This window comes from Caballeronia sp. GACF4, from assembly GCF_023631025.1.
Lineage (GTDB): Bacteria > Pseudomonadota > Gammaproteobacteria > Burkholderiales > Burkholderiaceae > Caballeronia.
Genome location: NZ_JALQDW010000026.1, coordinates 288,290 through 308,823, shown reverse-complemented (window position 1 = coordinate 308,823; position 20,534 = coordinate 288,290). Strand labels below are relative to the sequence as shown.

The following is a 20,534-nucleotide window of genomic DNA, read 5'->3' as shown; positions in this document are numbered from 1 at the left end:
GCAATCGACCGTTTCGGCAGGCTTATTTGAGAGGATCATGACCCCAGTTCATCAGCGAATAGCGCCAATGCGAGTGCTCGACGTCATTCGGTCGTTGCGCGAGGTGTCGCTTGATATAGCCGACCACTTTGCGCATATGCGCGTAGTCGTCACCGCTCAGGTCAGCCTTCTTCTTGCCAAGTATGTCGATAATGTGCCGCCCCGACTTGTGTCCCACGGACTCGCTGTTGCCGTCTTTCTGGCCAACTTCGCGGGATTGATCCGTCGCGAGCCACTTTTCTATCTGGTGCGGCGTCATGTTCACGAGGTCCTTGAAAGCCCCGTAGATTTGGGCTTCATCTTCGTCCGCAGGGTGTCCATGCTGCGCGTGTCGAGTGGTCATGAGCGTTCATCCGTTAAGTTTCTCGTCACGAAAGAGCAAGCCATGCACCCGGCAAGACGCCGCAAGCGTGCTAGCCTTTGTCCACTCACCTACGGAGAAATCAATGCGCTTTGATTACCGGTCCTTTCACATCGACTGCACCGCGCCACACGACGAAGACGGGAACTACCAGGCTCACGCGCGAATTACGCGCGCCTCGGAAGACGACACCGCGCATGTGGAAGTTTTCGATTCAGGCGATCTCGACTCCTTCCAGAGCCAGGCGGATGCGCTGCATTGCGCGCGCTCGTGGGCTATTGAGTGGTGTGACGAAGTGCTTGCCTAACCGCTAACCCGGTGTTCTTTCTTTTAGACGTCGACGGCTGAAAGCTGCTCGCTCGCAACGCGGCACGCCGATTGCGGTATGTAAGCAGCGACGTCGCTCCGGACACGAGGCGGCGCGCATCGAAATTCCACTCGGGAGGACATCATGAAGATTGCACAAAAAAGCTTGCTGGTATCGGCGCTGGTTCTGAGCTTGTCGGGCGCGGCATTCGCGCAGGGCGCGGGCGGCGGAGCAGGCGGCGGTGGCGGCACGGCAGGCAGTAACGGCGCGGGTCAAGGTGGCACGGGCATGAGCACACCGAACGCAAACGGCACGACGGGTTCGACCTCGGGCGCCACCGGTGGCGACACATCCGGTTCGAACAGCAGCGGCTCGCACAAGATGGGCAAGATGAAAAAGGGCAGCTCGGGCATGTCGAACAACGGCATGTCGAACAACAGCACTGGCGGCCAGTCCAATTAAGTCGTCAACAGTTGAAAGCGCCCGGGCCTTGGTCCGGGCGCTTTCGTTTGTTCTTCAGCGAATCGATGAATCAGCGCACGTTGGTCGTAAGCGAAAACGATGCCGTGATCGACTCACCCGCTTGCAGCACGCCTCCTCCCTTCAGCGCCGGCTCGACATTCAAATTGACCCAGTCCGCGACATTGCTCACCGGCTCCACGCAAAGCAGTGAAGGAAACACGGCCGGCGCGTAGATCACCATGAAGTCCAGCGGTGCATCGGCGTGCAGCGTGACCGAGCGGCCTTCGTTCGGCCAGTCGATTGTCGCCGTGTGCTTCCAACCCGTGAAGTGGTTATCCAGATCGAAGCCGTTTGCAGACATACCTTGCGTCGAAGTCAGTGCATCGACGCTAGCATGCGGACCGGCGTGCAGCGGCAGCGGATCGGGACTTGCATGCCACATCGAGTCGACATTTGCGTGAACGAAAGTCGCTTCGGTGCGCGGAAAGTACGGGTGATGTCCCATGCCGAAGGGCATCGCTCTTGGCGAGAGATTGCGCATCTTGATCGTCACATTGAGCGCATGTGCGTCGAGCGTGATGCGCTGTTCGGCTTCGTAAGCGAACGGCCAGTGATGCGCGGCTTCTTGCGAAGGCTCGTGCCGCAAACTCAACGTCGCCTGCGCCTCCGATAACGCGCTCACTTGCCACGGCAGCCGCCACGCATTGCCATGCAGCGCGTGCGCAAAACCGTTGCCGTCGCCGGACAGATCGATCTCCACGCCATCGAAGGCAAAGCGCGCATCGCGAATGCGGTTGCAATACGGCAGCAACGGAAAACTGCCCATGCCGAGCGGATTCCTTCCAGCGAGCGCATCCGGCGTAGCGGGCCGCAGCCAGTGAACGACGCCGTCATCGCGCGTTTCGAAGAACGCAGCTATCGCGCCGCCGATATGCGGAGCGAGTACAACACGCCGCGCGCCATGACGCAGTTCGACGAGCGCTTCACTTCCGCGGGCGTTGGAGTCTAGAGCGGCGTTCAATATGCAAACTGCCGGTAGCTTTCGTCGAAGGTGCGCGCCGTGCTTTCGACTTGCGGGTTGTAACGCAGCAAACGCTTTGCGCGAGCGGGCAAGCTGGCGAAGACATCGCGCGGCACATCGATCCGCACTTCAGGCCGGAAATACCACGCCCGGCTGTAGCCGACCACGACCATAGGCCGGGGCGCACCGGAAAGATTCGGTGTGCCGCGATGCAAGCCGCGTACATCGCGAATCATCACGTCGCCAATTCGCATTGGCACGCGTTCGGCGGGGAAGCGGCCATCGGCGAGACCGGCGAGCGCTTCTTCGCGCGACATGCGATGCGTGCCGCGCGTGGTTTCGAGCGGACCGTTGCTGTCGTCGACATCGACGAGCGGGAAGTTCACCGCTAGCTGGAACGAAGGCGTTTCCGGCGCGTCGTCGAAGAGCGCGGGCGTATCGCGATGCCAGTCCTGAAAGTCAGAACCGCGCACGGGCGTATCAGTTGCGAGCTGGCACATGACCGGATCGGCGCCGGCTACGCGCTCGACGATGGCCACGATGTCCTCATCGCAAAAAATCGATGGATCGGCAAATGCGCCTTCGAAGGGCAAGGTCACGTAATAGCGGCCTGGCCCGCGATTTCCGTCCGCTGCTTCTCTATGCGGCGCGAGCAAAGGCATGAACGCATCGCGCCAAGCTTCGATGGTTGCGCGTGGAAAGTGTGCCCGCAACAAAACGAAGCCATCGCGCTCGAAGTCCTGCGCGAGCGCATCTCTTGCGCTCTCGTCGTATCGGCCCATGCGTGTCGTCTCCTTGTTTTATGTTTGCCGAAGTGAAGCCAAGAATGGCATGGGCGTAATCCGTCCGTCAATATTATTAGTAATTTTCCACGCAAAACCAGTGCAAACCCCGAGCGGCATTTCGCGGAATCATCATTAATATTAGCGGCACGCTCACGGATGAATCGCCGCCGTTACGACGGCGCGCCAGATGAAGAAAACCACCCAACGCCGCCCGACGATGACCGACATCGCGAAACTCACCGGAGTCTCGCAATCGACGGTATCGCTCGTGCTGAACAACGCGTCCGGCGCGAAGTTTTCGGACGCCACGCGCGACAAGGTGCTGCGCGCCGCGCACGAACTCGGCTATCGCATGACGCAGCGCGAGCCGCTTTCGTTTGCGCCGCTGGATACGGCGGAGCGCAATCTGATCGTCTATCTGGCCGATGAAATCTCGACCAGTCCGCATCCGGTGGTGAGCATCGACGGCGCGCGCGATGCCGCCTTCGCGCACGGCCGCATGCTCGCGGTTTATTCGACGCACGGCAACGCGGAAATCGAGGCGCGCGTGCTCGACGCGACGCTCGGCAATCCGGACGTGCTCGGCGTGATCTACGCGACGGTCTACACGCGCCGCGTCACCGTGCCCGCCGCGCTCGAACAGGTGCCGACCGTGCTGCTCAATTGCTATGCGAGCGAAGCGAACGTGTCTTCGGTCGTGCCGGCGGAGGTCGCGGGCGGTCACACGGCGACGGATCATTTGCTGGCGGCGGGGCATCGGCGAATTGGTTATATCAACGGCGAACCGTGGCAAGACGCGGCGCGCGACCGGCTCAAGGGTTATCGCACGGCATTGGCGACGGCGGACCTGCCGTTTGCGCCGGAACTGGTCCGCGAAGGCGACTGGGGACCGGCCACTGGATTCGAGCAGACGCTTTCATTGATGCGCGAGGCGAATCCGCCGACGGCCATCTTCTGCGCCAACGACCTGATGGCGCTCGGTGCAATCGAAGCGCTCAAGCAACTCGGACTGCGCGTGCCCGACGATGTCTCCGTGCTCGGCTACGACGATCAGGAGATCGCGCGCCATACGCATCCGCCGCTGTCGAGCGTGGTCTTGCCCAACTACGACCTGGGTCGCTGGGCCGTGGAAACGCTACTGCAGGAAGAACACAACCGCGCGGCCGGCGCACCGGTGCGACGCCGCACCGTGAAGCTGGACGGCCCGCTCATCGAACGCGGTTCCGTCAGGGAAATTACCGAAGCAAAGCAACTCGCAATTAATATCATTAGCGATGACGAGTCATAAACCGACTACGCCCTCGCCGGAAATCAACTCTCGCAGCAGCAGACCGGGCAACACATAAGCATCGGCATCAATAGAAGAAGGCACCCATCCCTATCGGAGGAAGACATGCTGTCGCTAGAAAAGAACACTCGCCTGGGCTTGCGCCCGCTCGCCGCCACGCTTGCCGCCCTGACGCTCGCCATGGGTTTCAGCGCGGCCCATGCCGCCGATGACGGCTTGCCGAAGATTGCCAACAAGAAGCCGCTCAAGGTCGGCTTTGCGCAGACCGAGAGCAACAATCCGTGGCGGCTTGCGGAAACCAAGAGCTTCAAGGATGTCGCCGCGAAATGCGGCTGGCAGGTAGTCATGACCGACGCGAACAGTTCGGCCGCGAAGCAGGTATCGGACATTCAAAGCATGATCGCGCAGCACGTCGATCTGCTCGTGTTCCCGCCGCGCGAAGAGAAGCCGCTCGTGCCGGTCATCCTGCAGGCCAAGAAAGCCGGCATTCCGGTGATACTCGTCGACCGCAACGTCGATCAATCGACGGTAAAGGCCGGCCGCGACTACATCACGTTCATCGGTTCGGACTTCATCGATCAGGGTCAGCGCGCCGCCGACTGGCTCGTTAAGGCGACCAACGGCAAGGCGACGATCATCGAACTGGAAGGCTCGACCGGCGCCTCCGCGGCAAACGACCGCAAGAAAGGTTTCGACGATGTCATCGCGAAGAACTCAGGCATGAAGATCGTCGCGTCGCAAAGCGGCGATTTCGCGCGCGACAAGGGTCGTCAGGTCATGGAAACGCTGTTGCAGGCGCATCCGGACGTGACCGCCGTCTACGCGCATAACGACGAAATGGCGCTCGGCGCAATCGCGGCGATCAAGGCGGCCGGCAAGCAGCCGGGCAAGGACATCGTGCTCGTGACCATCGACGGCACCAAGGGCGGACTCGAAGCCATTCAGGCGGGCGAACTGGGCGCAAGCGTGCAGTCGAGTCCGTTCTTCGGCCCGCTCGCGTGCGACGTCGCGCAGAAGTTCGCGAAGGGCGAAACCATCCCGCCGTGGGTCAAGGTCTCGGACCGCTTCTACGACAAGAGCAACGTCAAGGAAAGCATGCAGTACGGGTATTGAGCGCAGTTGGCTGGTTCGCGGGCGTCTATTCACGGACGCCCGCTCTTTTCTCCGGACGAACACCGACGCCATGCCCAACGCTCCCCTCCTCGACATGCAGGACATCGACATCGCTTTCGGCGGTGTGCCCGCATTGAAGCGCGCCCGCCTCACCGTGGCGGCGGGCGAAGTGCACGCGCTCATCGGCCAGAATGGCGCAGGCAAGTCCACGCTCATCAAGATTCTCACGGGCGCGTATAGAAAGACCGCGGGCACGATTCGTTTCGATGGCCGCGAAACCGATTTCCGCACGCCCAAGGAAGCGCGTGAAGCGGGCATCAGCACGATCTATCAGGAGATCAACCTGGTGCCGTTCCGGTCGGTGGCCGAGAACATCTTTCTCGGACGCGAACCGCGCCGCTTCGGACTCATCGACTGGAAAACCGTGCAGCGGCGCGCGCATGAATTGCTCGAATCGTTCGGCCTTCACATCGACGTCAAAAAGCCCGTGCGCGAATACTCCACCGCCATTCAGCAGATGGTCGCGCTGGCGCGCGCGGTATCGTCGGATGCGAAGATGGTGATCATGGACGAATCGACTTCCTCGCTCGACGAGCGTGAAGTCGAATTGCTGTTCACGGTCGTGCGCCGCTTGCGTGACGACGGCCGCGCGGTCATCTTCGTGTCGCACCGGCTGGATGAACTCTATGCACTGTGCGACCGCGTCACGGTGATGCGCGACGGCCAGACCGTCGCCGAAAGCAGCATGCAGGAGATGGACAAGCTCAAGCTCGTCACGACCATGCTCGGCCGCACGCTTGCCGCCGTCGTGCACGAAGACGATGCCGTGAAGGAAGCGAATCTCGCCAAGCGCGGCGCGGTGGCGTTGCGCGCGCAGGGTCTCTCGGCGGGCGCGAAAGTCACCGACGTCACGCTCGATGTCCACGCGGGCGAAGCCGTCGGACTCGCCGGATTGCTCGGCTCGGGCCGCACGGAAACCATGCGCCTGTTGTTTGGCGCGGACCGTCCGTCCAACGGCACACTCGCGGTCGACGGCGCGGAGGTCGCATTCAAGTCGCCGAAAGACGCCATCGCGCGCGGCATCGCTTATCTCACCGAGGATCGCAAGGCCGAAGGCATCGTGCCGGAGCTTTCCGTGCGCGACAACCTCACGCTCGTGTGCCTGCCGGCGCTGACCAGACGCGGCGTGATCGACGTGGCCAAACAGCGCGAAATCGTCGATGGCTTCATCACCTCGCTCGGCATCAAACTGCGCTCGCCGGATCAGCCGATCCGCGAGCTATCGGGCGGCAATCAGCAGAAGGTGCTGCTCGCGCGCTGGCTCGCGACCAACCCGCGTCTCTTGCTGCTCGACGAACCCACGCGCGGTATCGACGTCGGCGCGAAAGCCGATGTCGCGAAAATCGTGCGTGAGTTGCGCGATGCGGGGCTTGCGGTGCTGCTGTCGGCATCGGAACTGGAAGAGTTGACGGCGGTGGCCGATCGCGCGGTCGTGATCCGCGACGGCGAAACGGTCGCGCAACTGGACGGCGCGCAGATGACCGAGACCTCGATCATGGATGCGATCGCTTACGGCACGGGCGAGGAATCGACATTGGCTTCGGCCGCTCAAGGAACCGAGTCGTGATAGAGAAAACCGGCGCACCTATCGTCGCGGAAACCGCGCCCGCGCGGAAGAAAAAGCGCGGCATGGCGATTCAACGCGAGATCGTCGTGCTCGTCGCGATGATCCTCTTCAACCTGCTCTTTACCGATCACTTCTGGTCGCTGCAGACCTTCAACGTCAACCTCACGCAGGTGGTGACGATCGTGATCGTCGGCATCGGCATGACGCTCGTGGTGGCGACAGGCGGCATCGACCTGTCCGTGGGCGCTTCGATGGCCATCTCCGGTGCGCTCGCGCCGATGCTCTTCATGAACATCGACGGGCCGGGCGGCTTGCTGCTCGCATTCACCTTGCCGATCGTGGCGGCGGCACTATGCGGCGTCTTCAACGGCTTTCTCGTGACGCGGCTGAATGTGCAGCCTATCGTCGCGACGCTCGTGCTGTTCATCGCGGGACGCGGCATTGCGCAGGTCGTCACCGATGGCAGCCTGCAGGCCTTCAACAATCCCGCGTTTCAGTGGATTGCGCTGGGCCGCGTGGCGGGCGTGCCGTTTCAGATCCTGCTCATGCTCGCGCTCGTCGCCATCTTTACGTGGATCGTGCGTAAGACGCTCTTCGGCAAATATCTGCTCGTGACGGGCGGCAACGAGGAAGCGGCGTATCTTTCCGGCATTCCGACCGCGCGCGTGAAGATGATCGCGTACACGGCGTGCGCGGCGCTCGCGGGTCTGGCCGGACTGATTTCGATCTCGGTGAATTCGTCGTCGGATGCGAACGTGGTCGGCCTCGGCGTGGAACTCGATGCCATCGCGGCCGTGGCCGTCGGCGGCACCGCGCTCACGGGCGGCAAGGCGTATATCACGGGCACGCTGATCGGCGCGCTCATCATCCAGTTGCTGCGCTATACGCTGCTTGCACACGGCATTCCGGATGCCGCCGCGCTGGTGCTGAAAGCCGCGATCATCATCGCCGCCGTGTACGTGCAGAGAAAGCGAGGCTGACGACGACATGAAGAAGAACCTCCCGATTCTCATCGCGCTCGCGGCGCTGCTCGTGCTTGGCGTCGTGCGGTACGAGCACTTTGCATCCGAATACAACGTGACGTCGTTCTGGCGCTACAACTCCATGTTCGCGCTGATTTCCATCGGCATGGCGTTCGTCATCATCACGGGCGGTATCGATCTGTCCGTGGGCGCGGTGGCCGCGCTCGCAAGCGTGGTCGCGGCGCTCGCGAGTCCGCATGGCGGCGTGGCGGCGGTGCTCGCGGGCTCGGCTGCCGGTCTCGCGGTGGGCCTGCTCAACGGGCTCGTGATCACGCATCTGCGGATACTGCCCTTCATCGTTACGCTGGCGACGAGTCTCGGCGCGCATGGCCTCGCGCTTCTGCTCGGCCATAACGATGCCGTCGCCATCTCGTCGGACACCAGCTTCGCCAACTTCGGCCAAGGCGATCTCTTCGGCTTGCCAATTCCGGGACTCGTCGCGGCCGCGGCGGCGATTGTCGGCTGGATCGCGCTGCGCAGCTCGCGCTTCGGGCGGCATGCGCTGGCTATCGGCGGGAGCGAGGAAGCATCGCGTCTGATGGGACTGAATGTGGATCGCACGCTCGTCGCCGTGTATGCCGTGAGCGGCTTGCTCGCGGGCATCGCCGGCGCGATTCTCGCGGCGCAATTCGGCGCGGGACAGCCGAACGAAGGAATCGGCTGGGAACTGTTCGCGATCTCGGCGGTGGTGCTCGGCGGCACGCGTCTGACAGGCGGCGACGGCTCTATCGCGATGACCATTGCGGGCGTCGCACTGCTCGGCCTCGTCTTCAATCTGCTCAACTTCGAGAACGGCCTGGGCTATATCTCGTTATCGGCTTACTGGCAGTCGGTGATTCGCGGGTTGTTCCTGCTGCTCGTGATCGTGCTGCAGGCGCGGGTGCTGAACAGGAAAGCGTTGGTGGCGAAGGTGGCGCGGTAGAGTTTGGATGTTGCACGAGCGTTGGAGCTTGATGAAGTCTATCGCGACGAAACGCCGCTTTAGCAAGCAGCGCCGCGCCTTGCGATCGATGCAACCGGCAAAGTGCGGACCCTTCCCCGCGAACGCGTGAAGGGTCCGGTCATGCCTGGGGCATTCTGCTCGCTGCATCGCCATGGAAAGTGGCACGGAGCAGCGAGAGGTGTTGTGTTCGACATGCTCCTCGCAGGAACAATCGCCCGGCTTACCCAAGCATTAGGGCGACGTCTTCTGGTTCGGCGGAGTTGCAAACACCGTCCCTGGTACAAGCGGGGCCGGTTTAAGTTGACGCGTAAGAACGAAGTTGAGCGCATCCTTCGCGCGCGCGTCGTCGGGGCGAATGGCCAGCGCCTGACGCAGCGCACCTTCCGCCTCGGCGAATCGGCCGAGATTGAGCATGGCCATGCCTAAACCGATGCTCGCCTCGAAAAACGGCTGACGCCGTGCCAAAGCTTCCTTGAAGTGCGCCTCGGCCTCGGCCGGATTGAAGCGTCGTTCCGACACATTGCCCAGACCGCAATAGGCTTCCGCCGATTTGGGATCGATGTCCAGCGCACGATGAAATGCAGTGTCGGCTTCGGTTAGACGAACGGCGGCGCAAAGGACATCACCGAGCGCAAGATAGCCGGAGACCGACTGCGGCTGCGCTTCGATGGCAGCATGCGCTGCAACCTCGGCTTCCGGCAGACGCTGCCGACGGCGCAGCAGATCAGACAGCGCGCAATGCGCCTGAACCATGTCCGGCTGATGATGGATAGCCTGGCGAAAAGCGTCCTCGGCTTCCGACTCGCGCTTTTCGTCGCTGAGGATGCAGCCGAGCATCCAGTGCGCGAGTGAGGAATCCGGCCTGATAGCCAGCGCTTCACGGCAAAAGGATGCGGCGTCGGCGAAACGCTTTTGATCTGCCATGACAAGCGCCAGATTGACAATAATGTCGGCGGACGTGGGCTGCAGAGTCCGCGCCTCGTTCAACAACGTCTCTGCTTCGGCGAAGCGGCCAAGCTGGCGCAGCACCAGCGCGAGATTGTTTTTTGCTGCAACCGAGGAAGGATTGGCCTCGATGTCCTGACGAAACTTCGCTTCGGCTTCAGCAAATGTCATCGTTACGTTTCGATCATTGTCTTCAGGCATGGTGATTATTTCTCTTGCGTAGGAAACCAAACTAATTCGATCTCAGGTAGATCTCTGTTATTTCGTCTTGCGGACGGGAGATGAGGCGTTCGCTTGATCCCTCTTCGCGAATCAAGTCGCGGCGTTGTTTCCACATTCGTACCGGTGCCCGCAAAAACGAAGGCCGAACGATAACGCATCGATTTCAGTATAGTGCAAAAAGTTATGACCAAATCCAACCTGGCCCAGCCATTGAACCACCAAACAAGCCGCCTATGAAACCACTCTTCTCAAGACGCGCCGCATTCGTTTTTATCGCTTTCGGCGCCATTGCCGCGCCTGTTTCCTTGCAAGCCGAGGAGCTTCATGTCATGAGTTCAGGAGGCTTCACCGCCGCCTATAAAATCCTCGGCCCGAAATTCACGGCCGCAACCAGCAATACGCTCGATACCCAACTCGGCCCGTCGATGGGCAAGGCGCCCGAAGCCATCCCCAATCGACTCGCGCGCGGCGAACCCGCCGATGTCGTCATCATGGTGGGCTACGCGCTCGACGATCTCATCAAGGAAGGCAAGGTCATGCCGGACTCGCGTGTCGAACTCGCCGATTCGCGCATCGGCGTATCGGTGAAAGCCGGCGCGCCGAAACCCGACATCGGCAATGTCGATGCATTGAAGGAAACGCTGCTGCACGCAAAATCGATCGCTTATTCGGACAGCGCGAGCGGCGTCTATATCCAGAACGAGATGTTCAAGAAACTCGGCATCGAAGATCAGGTGAAACCCAAGGCGAAGATGATCCCGAAGATTCCCGTGGCCTCGGTCGTCGCGGACGGTCAGTACGAACTCGGCTTCCAGCAAGTGAGCGAACTGTTACCGGTACAAGGCGCGGATTTCGTCGGGAGGATTCCGGAGTCCGTGCAGTCCGTCACGCGTTTCGCAGCGGGCATTCCGGTTGGCTCGAAGCACCCGGAGGAGGCGCGCGCCTTGCTTCGCTACCTCGCTTCGCCGCAGGCACAAGACACCGTGCGCGCCACCGGACTCGACCCGATCGCCGCGCATTGAAGCGCAGGCAGGTGCCACGCGCCGGTTCACCTTGCGTTTGATGCGTATTTGCGAAGCGAAAACGGCGTTCCGTGCGAAAATCGAGATGCTTGCGCGAGCGCCTCCACAGGCAAGATTGGTCCGCTCAATAGTTGAAAAGCCGTTCGCTGGGCCAAGCCGCGTCGAGCCGATCCACACGCGAAACGACATGCAAAAAAGACATGCAGCGAGGAGAACCTGCGTCAATGGAAGCTGACAAGCTGATACCGGACACGCGCACCGACGCGCCCGAGCCGAGCTTTCTGCTCGGCGGCGGCGAAATGGGCGCGCTCATCCGCGCTTTCGACTGGACGCAAACCTCGCTCGGCTCGCCCGAACAATGGCCGCAGAGTCTCAAGACGGCCGTGCGCATCATGCTCACCTCGCGGCAGCCGATCTGGGTCGGCTGGGGTCCCGACCTCCTGTTCTTCTACAACGATCCTTACAAGTCGATCATCGGCGGCAAGCATCCGCAAGCGCTCGGTCAGCCGACGTCGGTCGTGTGGCGCGAAATCTGGAACGAGATCGGCCCGCTGCTCGACACCGCGCTTGCCGGCATCGAAGGAACCTTCGTCGAGCAGAAGCTGCTCATCATGGAACGCAACGGCTTCCCGGAGGAAACGTACTACACGTTCTCCTATAGCCCGATTCCGGACGATCGCGGCGGCGCGGGCGGCATCATCTGCGCCAATAGCGACGATACCCAACGCGTGCTTGGCGAACGCCAGTTGCTCGTACTGCGCGAACTGGCTGCGTCGGCCGCGAACGCGCGTTCGTGGCGCGAGGCCTGCGAACGTTCGATGAACGTGCTCGCGAATGCCGCGCGCGACATGCCTTTCGCGTTGCTCTATACAGCCGAGCCCGGCGACGAAAGCGCCACGCTCACCGGCGCATGCGGCATCGCGCCGGGCAGTGCGGCCGCGCCGGAAGTGCTGCACGCGGCGCATGCGGGCGCGTGGCCCGTTCACGAAGTGCTGCGCGACAACCAAGCGCGGCTCGTGACCAATCTGAAGGGTTTCATCGAAGGACCGCTGCCCACCGGCTCGTGGAACGCCGCGCCGACGCACGCGGTGCTGCTGCCTATCGCGCCGTCGGGCGAGACCGGGCGCGCGGGCGTGCTGATCGCCGCGCTCAATCCATACCGTCTCTTCGACGAAGGCTATCGCGCGTTCCTGAACCTCGTGGGCGGCCAGATCGGCGCGGCCATCGGCGCCGCGCATGCCTATGAGGAAGAACGCCGCCGCGCCGAGGCGCTTGCCGAAATCGACCGCGCCAAGACCACCTTCTTCTCGAATATCAGCCACGAGTTCAGAACCCCGCTCACGCTGATGCTCGGCCCGCTCGAAGACCTGCTGACGAAGCCGGAGCGCGCGGGCGACGAAGTGCGTCTGCTCGAAATCACGCATCGCAATGGCTTGCGCCTGCTCAAGCTCGTCAACGCGCTGCTCGACTTTTCGCGCATCGAGGCAGGGCGTATCGAGATTCATCGGCAGACCACTGACATCGGCGCGTTCACGGCGGAGCTGGCCTCGCTGTTTCGCTCGGCCATCGAATCGGCGGGGCTGCGCTTTTACATCGACATTCCCTCGACGCCGGTGCTCGCAGACATCGATCGCGACATGTGGGAAAAAGTCGTGATGAACCTGCTGTCGAACGCGTTTAAGTTCACGTTTCGCGGCACGATCGAAGTGACGCTGCGCACGAACGCCGCGCAGCGCGTGGAGATGAGCGTGCGCGATACCGGCATCGGCATCGCGGAGGCGGAACTGGCGCGCGTGTTCGAGCGCTTTCATCGCGTGGCGGGCGCGACCGGGCGCTCGGTGGAAGGCAGCGGTATCGGCCTTGCAATGGTTCAGGAGCTCGTCAAGCTGCACGACGGCGCCATCAGCGTGCAAAGCAGTCCCGGCGAGGGCACGTGCTTTACCGTGACGCTGCCCGCCGCGCATGAACGAGTCGACGCGCAACATGCCGATACGCCGCGCGCGCAAGCCAGCAGCGGCGCGCGCAGTTATGTCGATGCCGCCTTGCGCTGGATTCCCGACGCAAGCGAACCGGCGCTCGCCCTCGACGACGAAACACCGCTCGGCGCGGGCGCGAACGCCAGCGCATCCGCCGATGAAATCCGCGGCCGCGTGCTGGTGGTCGACGACAATGCCGACCTGCGCGAATACATGCGTCGCATGCTGGTCGCGGCGGGCCACGAAGTGAGCGTCGCGGCCGACGGCGAGAGCGCGCTCGAAGCGGCTCGCACCGGGCATCCCGAAGTGATCGTGTCGGACGTGATGATGCCGCGCCTCGACGGCTTCGGCCTCTTGAACGCGGTGCGCGCCGACGAAGCGCTGCGCGAGACACCGGTCGTGCTGCTGTCCGCGCGCGCGGGCGAGGAAGCGCGCCTGGGCGGTCTCGAGGCTGGCGCGCACGACTATCTGACTAAGCCCTTCGCCGCGCGAGAATTGCTTGCGCGAGTCGCGAGCAATCTGCGCATCGCGCGGCTGCGGCGCGCGTCCGAGGAGAACCTGCGCGAAGAGTCGCGCATGCTGGAGATTCTGAACGACGTCGGCACCACGGTCGCGGGCGAGCTCGATCTGTCGCGCGCCGTGCAGGTCGTCGTGGATGCCGCCACCGAGCTCACCGGCGCGGCCTTCGGCTCGTTCTTCTACAACCTGCTCGACGACAAGGGCGAGAGCTACACGCTCTATTCCATCTCCGGCGTGCCGAAAGACGCGTTTTCGCGCTTTCCCATGCCGCGCAACACCGCGCTCTTCGGCCCGACTTTCGCGGGCGAAGGCGTGGTGCGTTCCGACGACATCACCAAAGACCCGCGCTACGGCCAGAGCGCGCCGCATTACGGCATGCCGGAAGGTCATCTCAGCGTATGCAGCTATCTCGCCGCGCCCGTCATCTCGCGCACGGGCGAAGTGCTGGGCGGGCTGTTCTTCGGTCATCCCGAACCGGCGATGTTCAACCTGCGCGCGGAGCGGATCGTCGTGGGTATCGCCGCGCAGGCGGCTATCGCCATCGACAACGCGCGGCTCTTTCAGGCGGCGCAGGACGAGATCGCCGAGCGCACCAAGGCGCAGGCCGCGCTGCACGATCTCAACGATACGCTCGAACGCCGCGTCGCCGACGCCATCGCGGACCGCGACCGGCTGTGGGAACTGACCGAAGACCTGTTCGTCGTGACGAGCTTCGAAGGCGCGCTGCTGCGCGTGAGCCCGTCGTGGTCGACCGTGCTCGGCGTCGATCTGCAGCGCGTGCATGCGCGAACCATGCTCGACCTCGTCCATCCCGACGACGTCGAAGCGGTCGCGAGCGCGATGGAAAGTCTGCGCCAAAGCGGCGCGTCCGTGCGTTACGAGTGCCGGCACGGCTTCGTGGAAGGCGGCTGGCGCTGGATCGCGTGGACCTTGTCGATCGACCCGGCCACGCGCCGCATACACGGCGTGGGGCGCGACGTCACCGCGGACCGCGAAACCGCCGACGCGCTGCGGCACGCCGAGGAAGCGCTGCGCATGGCGCAGAAGATGGAAGCCATCGGCAAGTTGACGGGCGGCGTCGCGCACGACTTCAACAATCTGCTGCAGGTGATCGGCGGGAATCTGCAATTGCTGGCAAAGGACGTCGCGGGCCAGGAACGCCCCGAGCAGCGCGTGAAGAGCGCGCTCGCGGGCGTGGCGCGCGGCGCGAACCTCGCCTCGCAGCTGCTTGCGTTCGGCAGACGCCAGCCGCTCGCGCCGAAGGTCGTCAATCTGGGCCGTTTCGTGCGCGGTCTCGACGACATGTTCCGCCGCGCGCTGGGCGACGGCATCGAGATCGAGACGATCGTATCGGGCGGCTTGTGGAACACGCTCGTCGATCCGTTCCAGGTCGAGAACGCGCTGCTCAATCTGGCGATCAACGCGCGCGACGCGATGAACGCGCACGGCAAGCTGACCATCGAAGCGGGCAATGCATCGCTCGATGAAAACTACGCCAAGCGCCACGCCGACCTGTTGCCCGGCCAATACGTCATGGTCGCTGTTACCGATACCGGCTCGGGCATGTCGCCCGAAGTGCAGGAACGCGCGTTCGAACCGTTCTTCACCACCAAGCGCGAGGGCCAGGGCACGGGTCTCGGACTCTCGATGGTGTACGGCTTCGTGAAGCAGTCCGGCGGCCACGTGAAGGTGTACAGCGAGGAAGGACACGGCACGACGATACGCATTTATCTTCCGCGCGCGCGCCAGGAAGAAGACCTCGAAACCACGATCGACGCCGGCCCCGCGCACGGCGGCGACGAAACCATTCTCGTGGTCGAGGACGACGAAGAAGTGCGCGCAACCGTCGTCGCCATGCTTGGCGACCTCGGTTATCGCGTGCTTCGTGCAAAGGATGCGCAAAGCGCGCTGGCTATCGTCGAGAGCGGCGTGCCCGTGGACCTGCTCTTCACCGATGTCGTGATGCCCGGTCCGCTACGCAGCCCCGAACTGGCGCGAAAGGCGCGCGAACGCGTGCCGGGTATCGCGGTGCTGTTCACGTCGGGCTACACGGACAACGCCATCGTGCATGCGGGACGGCTCGATGAAGGAATCGATCTGCTGAGCAAGCCTTATATGCATGAGGCGCTCGCCCGCAAGGTGCGTCAGGTGCTCGCGGCTAGCGGCAAGGGCGCGAGTTCCAGCGCACCGCCCGCGACGGTCACCGGCAACACGGTTTCCGATGCCGCGCCCGCCGACGCCCTTTCGCACCTGCGCGTGCTGTTCGTCGAAGACAACGAACTCGTGCGCGTAAGCAGCGCCGAGTTGCTGCGCACGTTCGGGCTCGATCTCGTGGAAGCCGGCAGCGTCGCCGAGGCGCTCGCCCTGCTGCGCGAAGAGCGCTTCGAACTCTTGCTGACCGATGTGGATCTGGCGGGCGAATCGGGCATCGAGCTGGCCCTTGCGGCTAGCCGTGAGGCGCCCGGAATCGGCGTGGTGTTCGTCACCGGATACGACCTCGTCTTGAGCGCCGACGAACGCAAGGCCTTGCCGCGCGCGACGCAGTTGCGCAAGCCTTACGACCCGCTGGCGTTGATCGAAGCGTTGAACGCAGCGGTGATTCGGTGATCCGCTAGCCGTCTCCGAACGCGGAGACGGCTAGGTACGCACGCCTAGCCGCGACGGCGCTGTCTCACCGCATCGGCAAGCAGTTCGAGCACCGGCTCGGTCTGGCTCCAGCCGAGACACGCATCCGTGATCGAGACGCCGTGCTTGAGCGGCACGCCCGGCTTGAGGTCCTGCCGCCCTTCGTCCAAATGACTTTCGATCATCACGCCGGTGATGCGGCTTTCGCCCGCGATCAGTTGCCGCGCGATGTCTTCGGCCACATCCACCTGCCGCAGATGCGACTTGTTCGAGTTGGCATGCGAGCAATCGATCATCACCTGCTCGCGCTGTCCGAGCGCCGCCAACGCCGCGCAACTCGCCGCGACGCTAGCCGCATCGTAATTCGGTGCTTTTTTGCCGCCGCGCAGGATCACGTGGCAGTCGTCGTTGCCGCGCGTTTCGAAGATGGCGGCAAGGCCCATCTTCGTCATGCCCATGAAGGCATGGCTCGCGCGCGCCGCGACGATCGCGTCCGCCGCGACCTGCACGCCGCCGTCCGTGCCGTTCTTGAAGCCGATCGGGCAACTCAGCCCCGACGCCAGTTGCCGATGGCTCTGACTCTCCGTCGTGCGTGCGCCGATCGCGCCCCACGCGATCAGGTCCGCGATGTACTGCGGACTCAGCAGGTCGAGAAATTCGGTGCCCGTTGGCAGACCAAGCTCGCTGATTTCCAGCAGAAGCTCACGCGCGCGGCGCAGACCTTCGTTGATACGGAAACTGCCGTCCAAACGCGGGTCGTTGATATAGCCCTTCCAGCCGACCGTCGTGCGCGGCTTTTCGAAGTACACGCGCATGACGATCAGCAAATCGTCGCCGAGACGATCCGCGACGGTCTTCAGATGGTGCGCGTATTCGATCGCCTGGTCGTGATCGTGAATGGAACACGGTCCGACCACGACCACGAGGCGGTCATCGCGGCCATGCAGAACGTCCGCGATGCGCGCGCGGCTCGTTTCCACGAGCGCCTGCACGCCGGGCGTGACCGGCAGTTCGTCGAGCAAAAGCGCTGGCGAGATCAGCGGGCGCACCGCGCCGATGCGCGTATCGTCGATACGGGTCGTGTCTTGCGTGGAGTCGGCCACGCCGGCCTCCTGATCGCGGGAGGGATTGTCGATGCGGCTCAAGGTCAGCTCCGTCGGGCGTAATGAATGCGTAAAGAATGCATGTTGCGGCTATTCGATGCGAGAAAACCGCGCACTTTTGGCCGCGCGGTGCAAACATCGATTATCGCATTTGAAGCGCATGCGTCGCGCATTTCCGAAAGCGGACGAGGATCGTGCGTATCATGAAAGGAACCGGAACACGCCATTCATCAAGGGAGCAGACCATGCGAATCGAAACATCCTTTCTCTTCGATCTCGACGGAACGCTGGTCGACAGCGTCTATCAGCACGTGCTCGCGTGGAAAGAAGCGCTGGACAGCGAGGGCATCGAACTGTCGGTGTGGCGCATTCATCGCAAAATCGGCATGAGCGGCGGCCTCTTCACCGATCAATTGCTGCGCGAAACGCATGGGGAGATCAACGCGGATCGCGTGGAACGTCTGCGGCGCCTTCATGCCGACGCTTATCAAAGTCTGCGCGCACAGGTCTGCCCATTGCCGGGCGCGCGCGAATTGCTCGACGCGCTGACCCAGGCGGGCACGCGCTGGGCGATCGCCACGAGCGGCCGCATGGAAACGGCGGCGTTCAATCTCGAAGCATTGGGCGTGGACCCAGGCAAGCAAGTGGTCGTCACGCGCGATCAGGTGAAATACGCCAAGCCCGATCCCGACTTGTTCCTTGCGGCGGCCGCGCGTCTGAACGTGCCGATCGAGCATACGGTGGTGGTTGGCGACAGCATCTGGGACATGCTCGCGGCGCGTCGCTGCCGATCGCTCGGCGTCGGCCTGCTGTCGGGCGGTTATGGCAGCGACGAACTGGAACGCTCGGGCGCGCTGCGCGTCTACGAAGACCCCGCCGACCTGCTGTTCCATCTCGACGAAGTGGCCGCGCGCCCTTGAATCATGCTAGAACGCGTGCCGCAAGCCGACAGTGACGCCGACTTGCGTACCTGTCGATGACGGCGACAACGTATTGAGCATCGCCTGCCCGAGCACGGAATCGGGCGGCGCCCCCTTTACGTGCTGATAGACGCCTTCGAGATAGACATCCGTGCGTTTCGAGAGCGAATAGTCGGTCTGCAACATGACCGTATGCCACGACGGATAAGCGATGGATGCAGCGTTGCCATAAGCGCCGTCCGTGAACGTGTAAGCCGCCGATACGCTCAACACGGGCGTGAGCGCGTAATGCACGTTCGCTTCGTAATTGTCGAGACGCAGGGTGCCATCGAGCGGAATATAGTTGCCGAGCCCGATGGAAAGCACGCTGTTCATATTGTCGAGTTGCGTGTGCGACCAGACGAGACCGACCGTCGCCGGCCCGAAGGTGGCGTTGGCGCCCGCGCCCCAGATGCGCTGCCGTTGCGCGACGAAGTTCGCGCTGCCATCCCCTTGCGACACCGCGCCATTCAAATTCGTCCCCGCAATGCCGCCGCCCGCGTTATTCAATTGCAGATAGCCGCCCGCGACCGTGAACGGCCCTTGCGCGTACGATGCCGAAAAGCCATACGCGCGGTTATCCGCGAAGTTTCCGGCGCTATTGCCGAAGGAATACATGCTCTCGACCGTCACGCCGCGATAAGTGGGGCTGACGTATTTGACGGTGTTGTTGATGACGACCGAGTTTGCCGCCAGATTATCGTTTTCGAACGGATGCGCCGAGATGCTGCCGCCCCACGTATTGAATTCGGCGGTGAGCGGACCGAGCAGATCGTTGAGCACGTCGTATTGACGCCCGGCCGTGAGCGTGCCGTAGTCGTCGTGTTGCAGGCCGACCCATGCTTGCGAGCCGAAGCCATCGCCCGCGAATGCATTGGTGCCGTTATTCAGATTGAAGCCTTGCTCCAGCTTGAAGATGGCCTTAAGGCCGCCGCCGAGATCCTCACTGCCTTTCAGCCCGAAGACCGTGTTCTGCGTGACGCTGCTGAGCATCTGCCAGTTGCTGTGGCCGGTCTGATTGTTGGTGTAGACGATACCCGTGTCGATCAGGCCGTATAGCGTGACACTGCTTTGCGCATGCACCGAAGCTGCGCATAAAGCGGCGGGCAGCGCGACCATCAACATTGACCTTTTCATTGCTGAAAGCTCCATGAACGATTGAAAGCGACGGCCTGCCCGGAGAGCGGCGACTGGCAATTGATCGTACGACGCCAAAATTGTGCGGGCGCAATATCGGCATGGCGTTGCATAAATGCTATTCCGGCGCGGTACTGAATTCTTGCGGAAGGCTTTCCTATACTGGGGTCTCACATTTCGAACAAGGGGACACCGATGTTGATGGAAGCAAAGGAATCGATCTACAGCCCGACGCAGGACGGGCTGATTTTCCCCGAAGAGCCCACGTTTTCCTCCTCGGCGGAAGAACGGCGCTATCGCAAAGAGCATCTCGCCGCCGCATGCCGGATCTTCGCGCGGCACGGATTCAGCTTCGGCTTCGGCGGCCATCTGACCGTGCGCGACCCGGAACATCCCGAACTCTTCTGGACCAATCCGATGTGCGTGCCATGGTCACGCGTGAAGACCTCGCAACTCGTGCTCGTCGATCATTCGGGCACAGTGGTCGAAGGAAAGTACGCGGTGAACCGCGCAGGCTACGTGCTGCATTCCGCGATCCACGCTGACAATCCCGACATCATCGGGTCGTGTCACGCGCATACCGTTCATGGCGATGCGTGGGCCGCAATGGGCAAGCCGCTCGACTATGTGACGCAGGACGCCTGCATGTTTTATGGCTCGCATATGGTCGTGCGCGACGGCGCGGGCAAGGTGCCGGTCGCGGATGCATCGGGTAATCCGATTGCACGCGCCTTCAACGAACACAAGGCCGTAATCCATCAGAACCATGGGCTTCTGACGGCGAGCCGCCATAGCATCGATGATGCAGTATGGACGTTCATCGCCCTCGATCACTGTTGCAAGATGCAGCTGCTCATGGACGCGACCGAATCGCGCCCGTTGCAGATCGACCCGGAGCATGCCGAGTATTCGCATCGTCATCTGGGCAACTCGTTCATCAGCTGGCTGCATTTCCAGACCATGCTGTATGAGATCGCCGAAGAGGAGCCGGAATATCTCGACTGAGCAATGACCCAGCGGCATGCGTGCCATACGAGCATGCCGTGATAAAGCGCTAA

At 62.8% G+C, this 20,534-nt stretch carries 17 protein-coding genes; 11 read left to right on the top strand and 6 right to left on the bottom strand.

The window, feature by feature from the left end; translation table 11 throughout:
• Positions 1 to 22: 22 nt before the first annotated feature.
• Positions 23 to 382 carry a DUF3140 domain-containing protein gene (locus NCR40_RS25275; RefSeq protein ID WP_250511017.1) on the bottom strand — a complete coding sequence of 120 codons (360 nt, stop codon included), beginning with the start codon at positions 380 to 382 and terminating at the stop codon, positions 23 to 25.
• Here NCR40_RS25275 and NCR40_RS25270 point away from each other — a divergent pair.
• Together NCR40_RS25270 and NCR40_RS25265 are read left to right on the top strand one after the other, a co-directional pair.
• Complete coding sequence (locus NCR40_RS25270) at positions 381 to 707, top strand: hypothetical protein (RefSeq protein WP_409015138.1); 327 nt, start codon at positions 381 to 383, stop codon at positions 705 to 707. The two genes, NCR40_RS25275 and NCR40_RS25270, sit on opposite strands and share 2 nt — an antisense overlap.
• Before the next feature lie 144 nt (positions 708 to 851).
• The gene (locus tag NCR40_RS25265; RefSeq protein ID WP_250511016.1) at positions 852 to 1,169 is read left to right on the top strand and encodes a hypothetical protein; all 318 of its coding nucleotides are present in this window, start codon (positions 852 to 854) and stop codon (positions 1,167 to 1,169) included.
• Between the two features lie 70 nt (positions 1,170 to 1,239).
• Here the strand turns inward: NCR40_RS25265 and NCR40_RS25260 are convergent, their stop codons facing one another.
• A complete protein-coding gene (locus NCR40_RS25260) occupies positions 1,240 to 2,190 on the bottom strand; it encodes an aldose 1-epimerase (RefSeq protein ID WP_250511015.1) in 951 nt (316 codons plus the stop codon).
• Positions 2,187 to 2,972, bottom strand: a complete 786-nt coding sequence (locus NCR40_RS25255) for a phytanoyl-CoA dioxygenase family protein (protein WP_250511014.1) — start codon at positions 2,970 to 2,972, stop codon at positions 2,187 to 2,189. Before NCR40_RS25255 ends, NCR40_RS25260 begins: the two co-directional genes overlap by 4 nt.
• 190 nt (positions 2,973 to 3,162) lie before the next feature.
• Here NCR40_RS25255 and NCR40_RS25250 point away from each other — a divergent pair, with 190 nt between their 5' ends.
• From NCR40_RS25250 to NCR40_RS25230, 5 genes are all read left to right on the top strand, one after another.
• Complete coding sequence (locus NCR40_RS25250; protein ID WP_250511013.1) at positions 3,163 to 4,263, top strand: LacI family DNA-binding transcriptional regulator; 1,101 nt, start codon at positions 3,163 to 3,165, stop codon at positions 4,261 to 4,263.
• 105 nt (positions 4,264 to 4,368) lie between these two features.
• Entirely contained in the window at positions 4,369 to 5,376 is a 1,008-nt protein-coding gene (locus tag NCR40_RS25245; protein WP_244830853.1) for an ABC transporter substrate-binding protein, read from the top strand.
• Positions 5,377 to 5,446: 70 nt separating this feature from the next.
• The gene (locus NCR40_RS25240; protein ID WP_250511012.1) at positions 5,447 to 7,003 is read left to right on the top strand and encodes a sugar ABC transporter ATP-binding protein; all 1,557 of its coding nucleotides are present in this window, start codon (positions 5,447 to 5,449) and stop codon (positions 7,001 to 7,003) included.
• Positions 7,004 to 7,065: 62 nt separating this feature from the next.
• The gene (locus tag NCR40_RS25235) at positions 7,066 to 7,983 is read left to right on the top strand and encodes an ABC transporter permease (RefSeq protein ID WP_244831005.1); all 918 of its coding nucleotides are present in this window, start codon (positions 7,066 to 7,068) and stop codon (positions 7,981 to 7,983) included.
• Positions 7,984 to 7,990: 7 nt separating this feature from the next.
• Positions 7,991 to 8,947, top strand: a complete 957-nt coding sequence (locus NCR40_RS25230; protein ID WP_250511011.1) for an ABC transporter permease — start codon at positions 7,991 to 7,993, stop codon at positions 8,945 to 8,947.
• A gap of 252 nt (positions 8,948 to 9,199) precedes the next feature.
• Here NCR40_RS25230 and NCR40_RS25225 read toward each other — a convergent pair whose 3' ends face one another.
• Positions 9,200 to 10,114 carry a tetratricopeptide repeat protein gene (locus NCR40_RS25225; protein WP_250511010.1) on the bottom strand — a complete coding sequence of 305 codons (915 nt, stop codon included), beginning with the start codon at positions 10,112 to 10,114 and terminating at the stop codon, positions 9,200 to 9,202.
• 254 nt (positions 10,115 to 10,368) lie between these two features.
• Between NCR40_RS25225 and NCR40_RS25220 the strand changes: the two genes are divergently transcribed.
• Positions 10,369 to 11,157 carry a substrate-binding domain-containing protein gene (locus NCR40_RS25220; RefSeq protein ID WP_250511009.1) on the top strand — a complete coding sequence of 263 codons (789 nt, stop codon included), beginning with the start codon at positions 10,369 to 10,371 and terminating at the stop codon, positions 11,155 to 11,157.
• 224 nt (positions 11,158 to 11,381) lie between these two features.
• Positions 11,382 to 16,259 (top strand): response regulator, encoded by a 4,878-nt coding sequence (locus NCR40_RS25215; RefSeq protein WP_250511008.1) that lies wholly within the window; start codon positions 11,382 to 11,384, stop codon positions 16,257 to 16,259.
• 44 nt (positions 16,260 to 16,303) lie between these two features.
• Here NCR40_RS25215 and NCR40_RS25210 read toward each other — a convergent pair whose 3' ends face one another.
• On the bottom strand, positions 16,304 to 17,422 hold the full coding sequence (locus tag NCR40_RS25210) for a 3-deoxy-7-phosphoheptulonate synthase (RefSeq protein WP_284507856.1): 1,119 nt from the start codon (positions 17,420 to 17,422) through the stop codon (positions 16,304 to 16,306).
• 203 nt (positions 17,423 to 17,625) lie between these two features.
• Between NCR40_RS25210 and NCR40_RS25205 the strand changes: the two genes are divergently transcribed.
• On the top strand, positions 17,626 to 18,300 hold the full coding sequence (locus NCR40_RS25205) for an HAD family hydrolase (protein ID WP_250511007.1): 675 nt from the start codon (positions 17,626 to 17,628) through the stop codon (positions 18,298 to 18,300).
• A 6-nt stretch (positions 18,301 to 18,306) separates the two neighbouring features.
• Here NCR40_RS25205 and NCR40_RS25200 read toward each other — a convergent pair whose 3' ends face one another.
• Positions 18,307 to 19,476 (bottom strand): porin, encoded by a 1,170-nt coding sequence (locus tag NCR40_RS25200; protein ID WP_250469292.1) that lies wholly within the window; start codon positions 19,474 to 19,476, stop codon positions 18,307 to 18,309.
• A gap of 195 nt (positions 19,477 to 19,671) precedes the next feature.
• Between NCR40_RS25200 and NCR40_RS25195 the strand changes: the two genes are divergently transcribed.
• The gene (locus tag NCR40_RS25195) at positions 19,672 to 20,481 is read left to right on the top strand and encodes a class II aldolase/adducin family protein (RefSeq protein ID WP_250469291.1); all 810 of its coding nucleotides are present in this window, start codon (positions 19,672 to 19,674) and stop codon (positions 20,479 to 20,481) included.
• Positions 20,482 to 20,534: the final 53 nt, after the last annotated feature.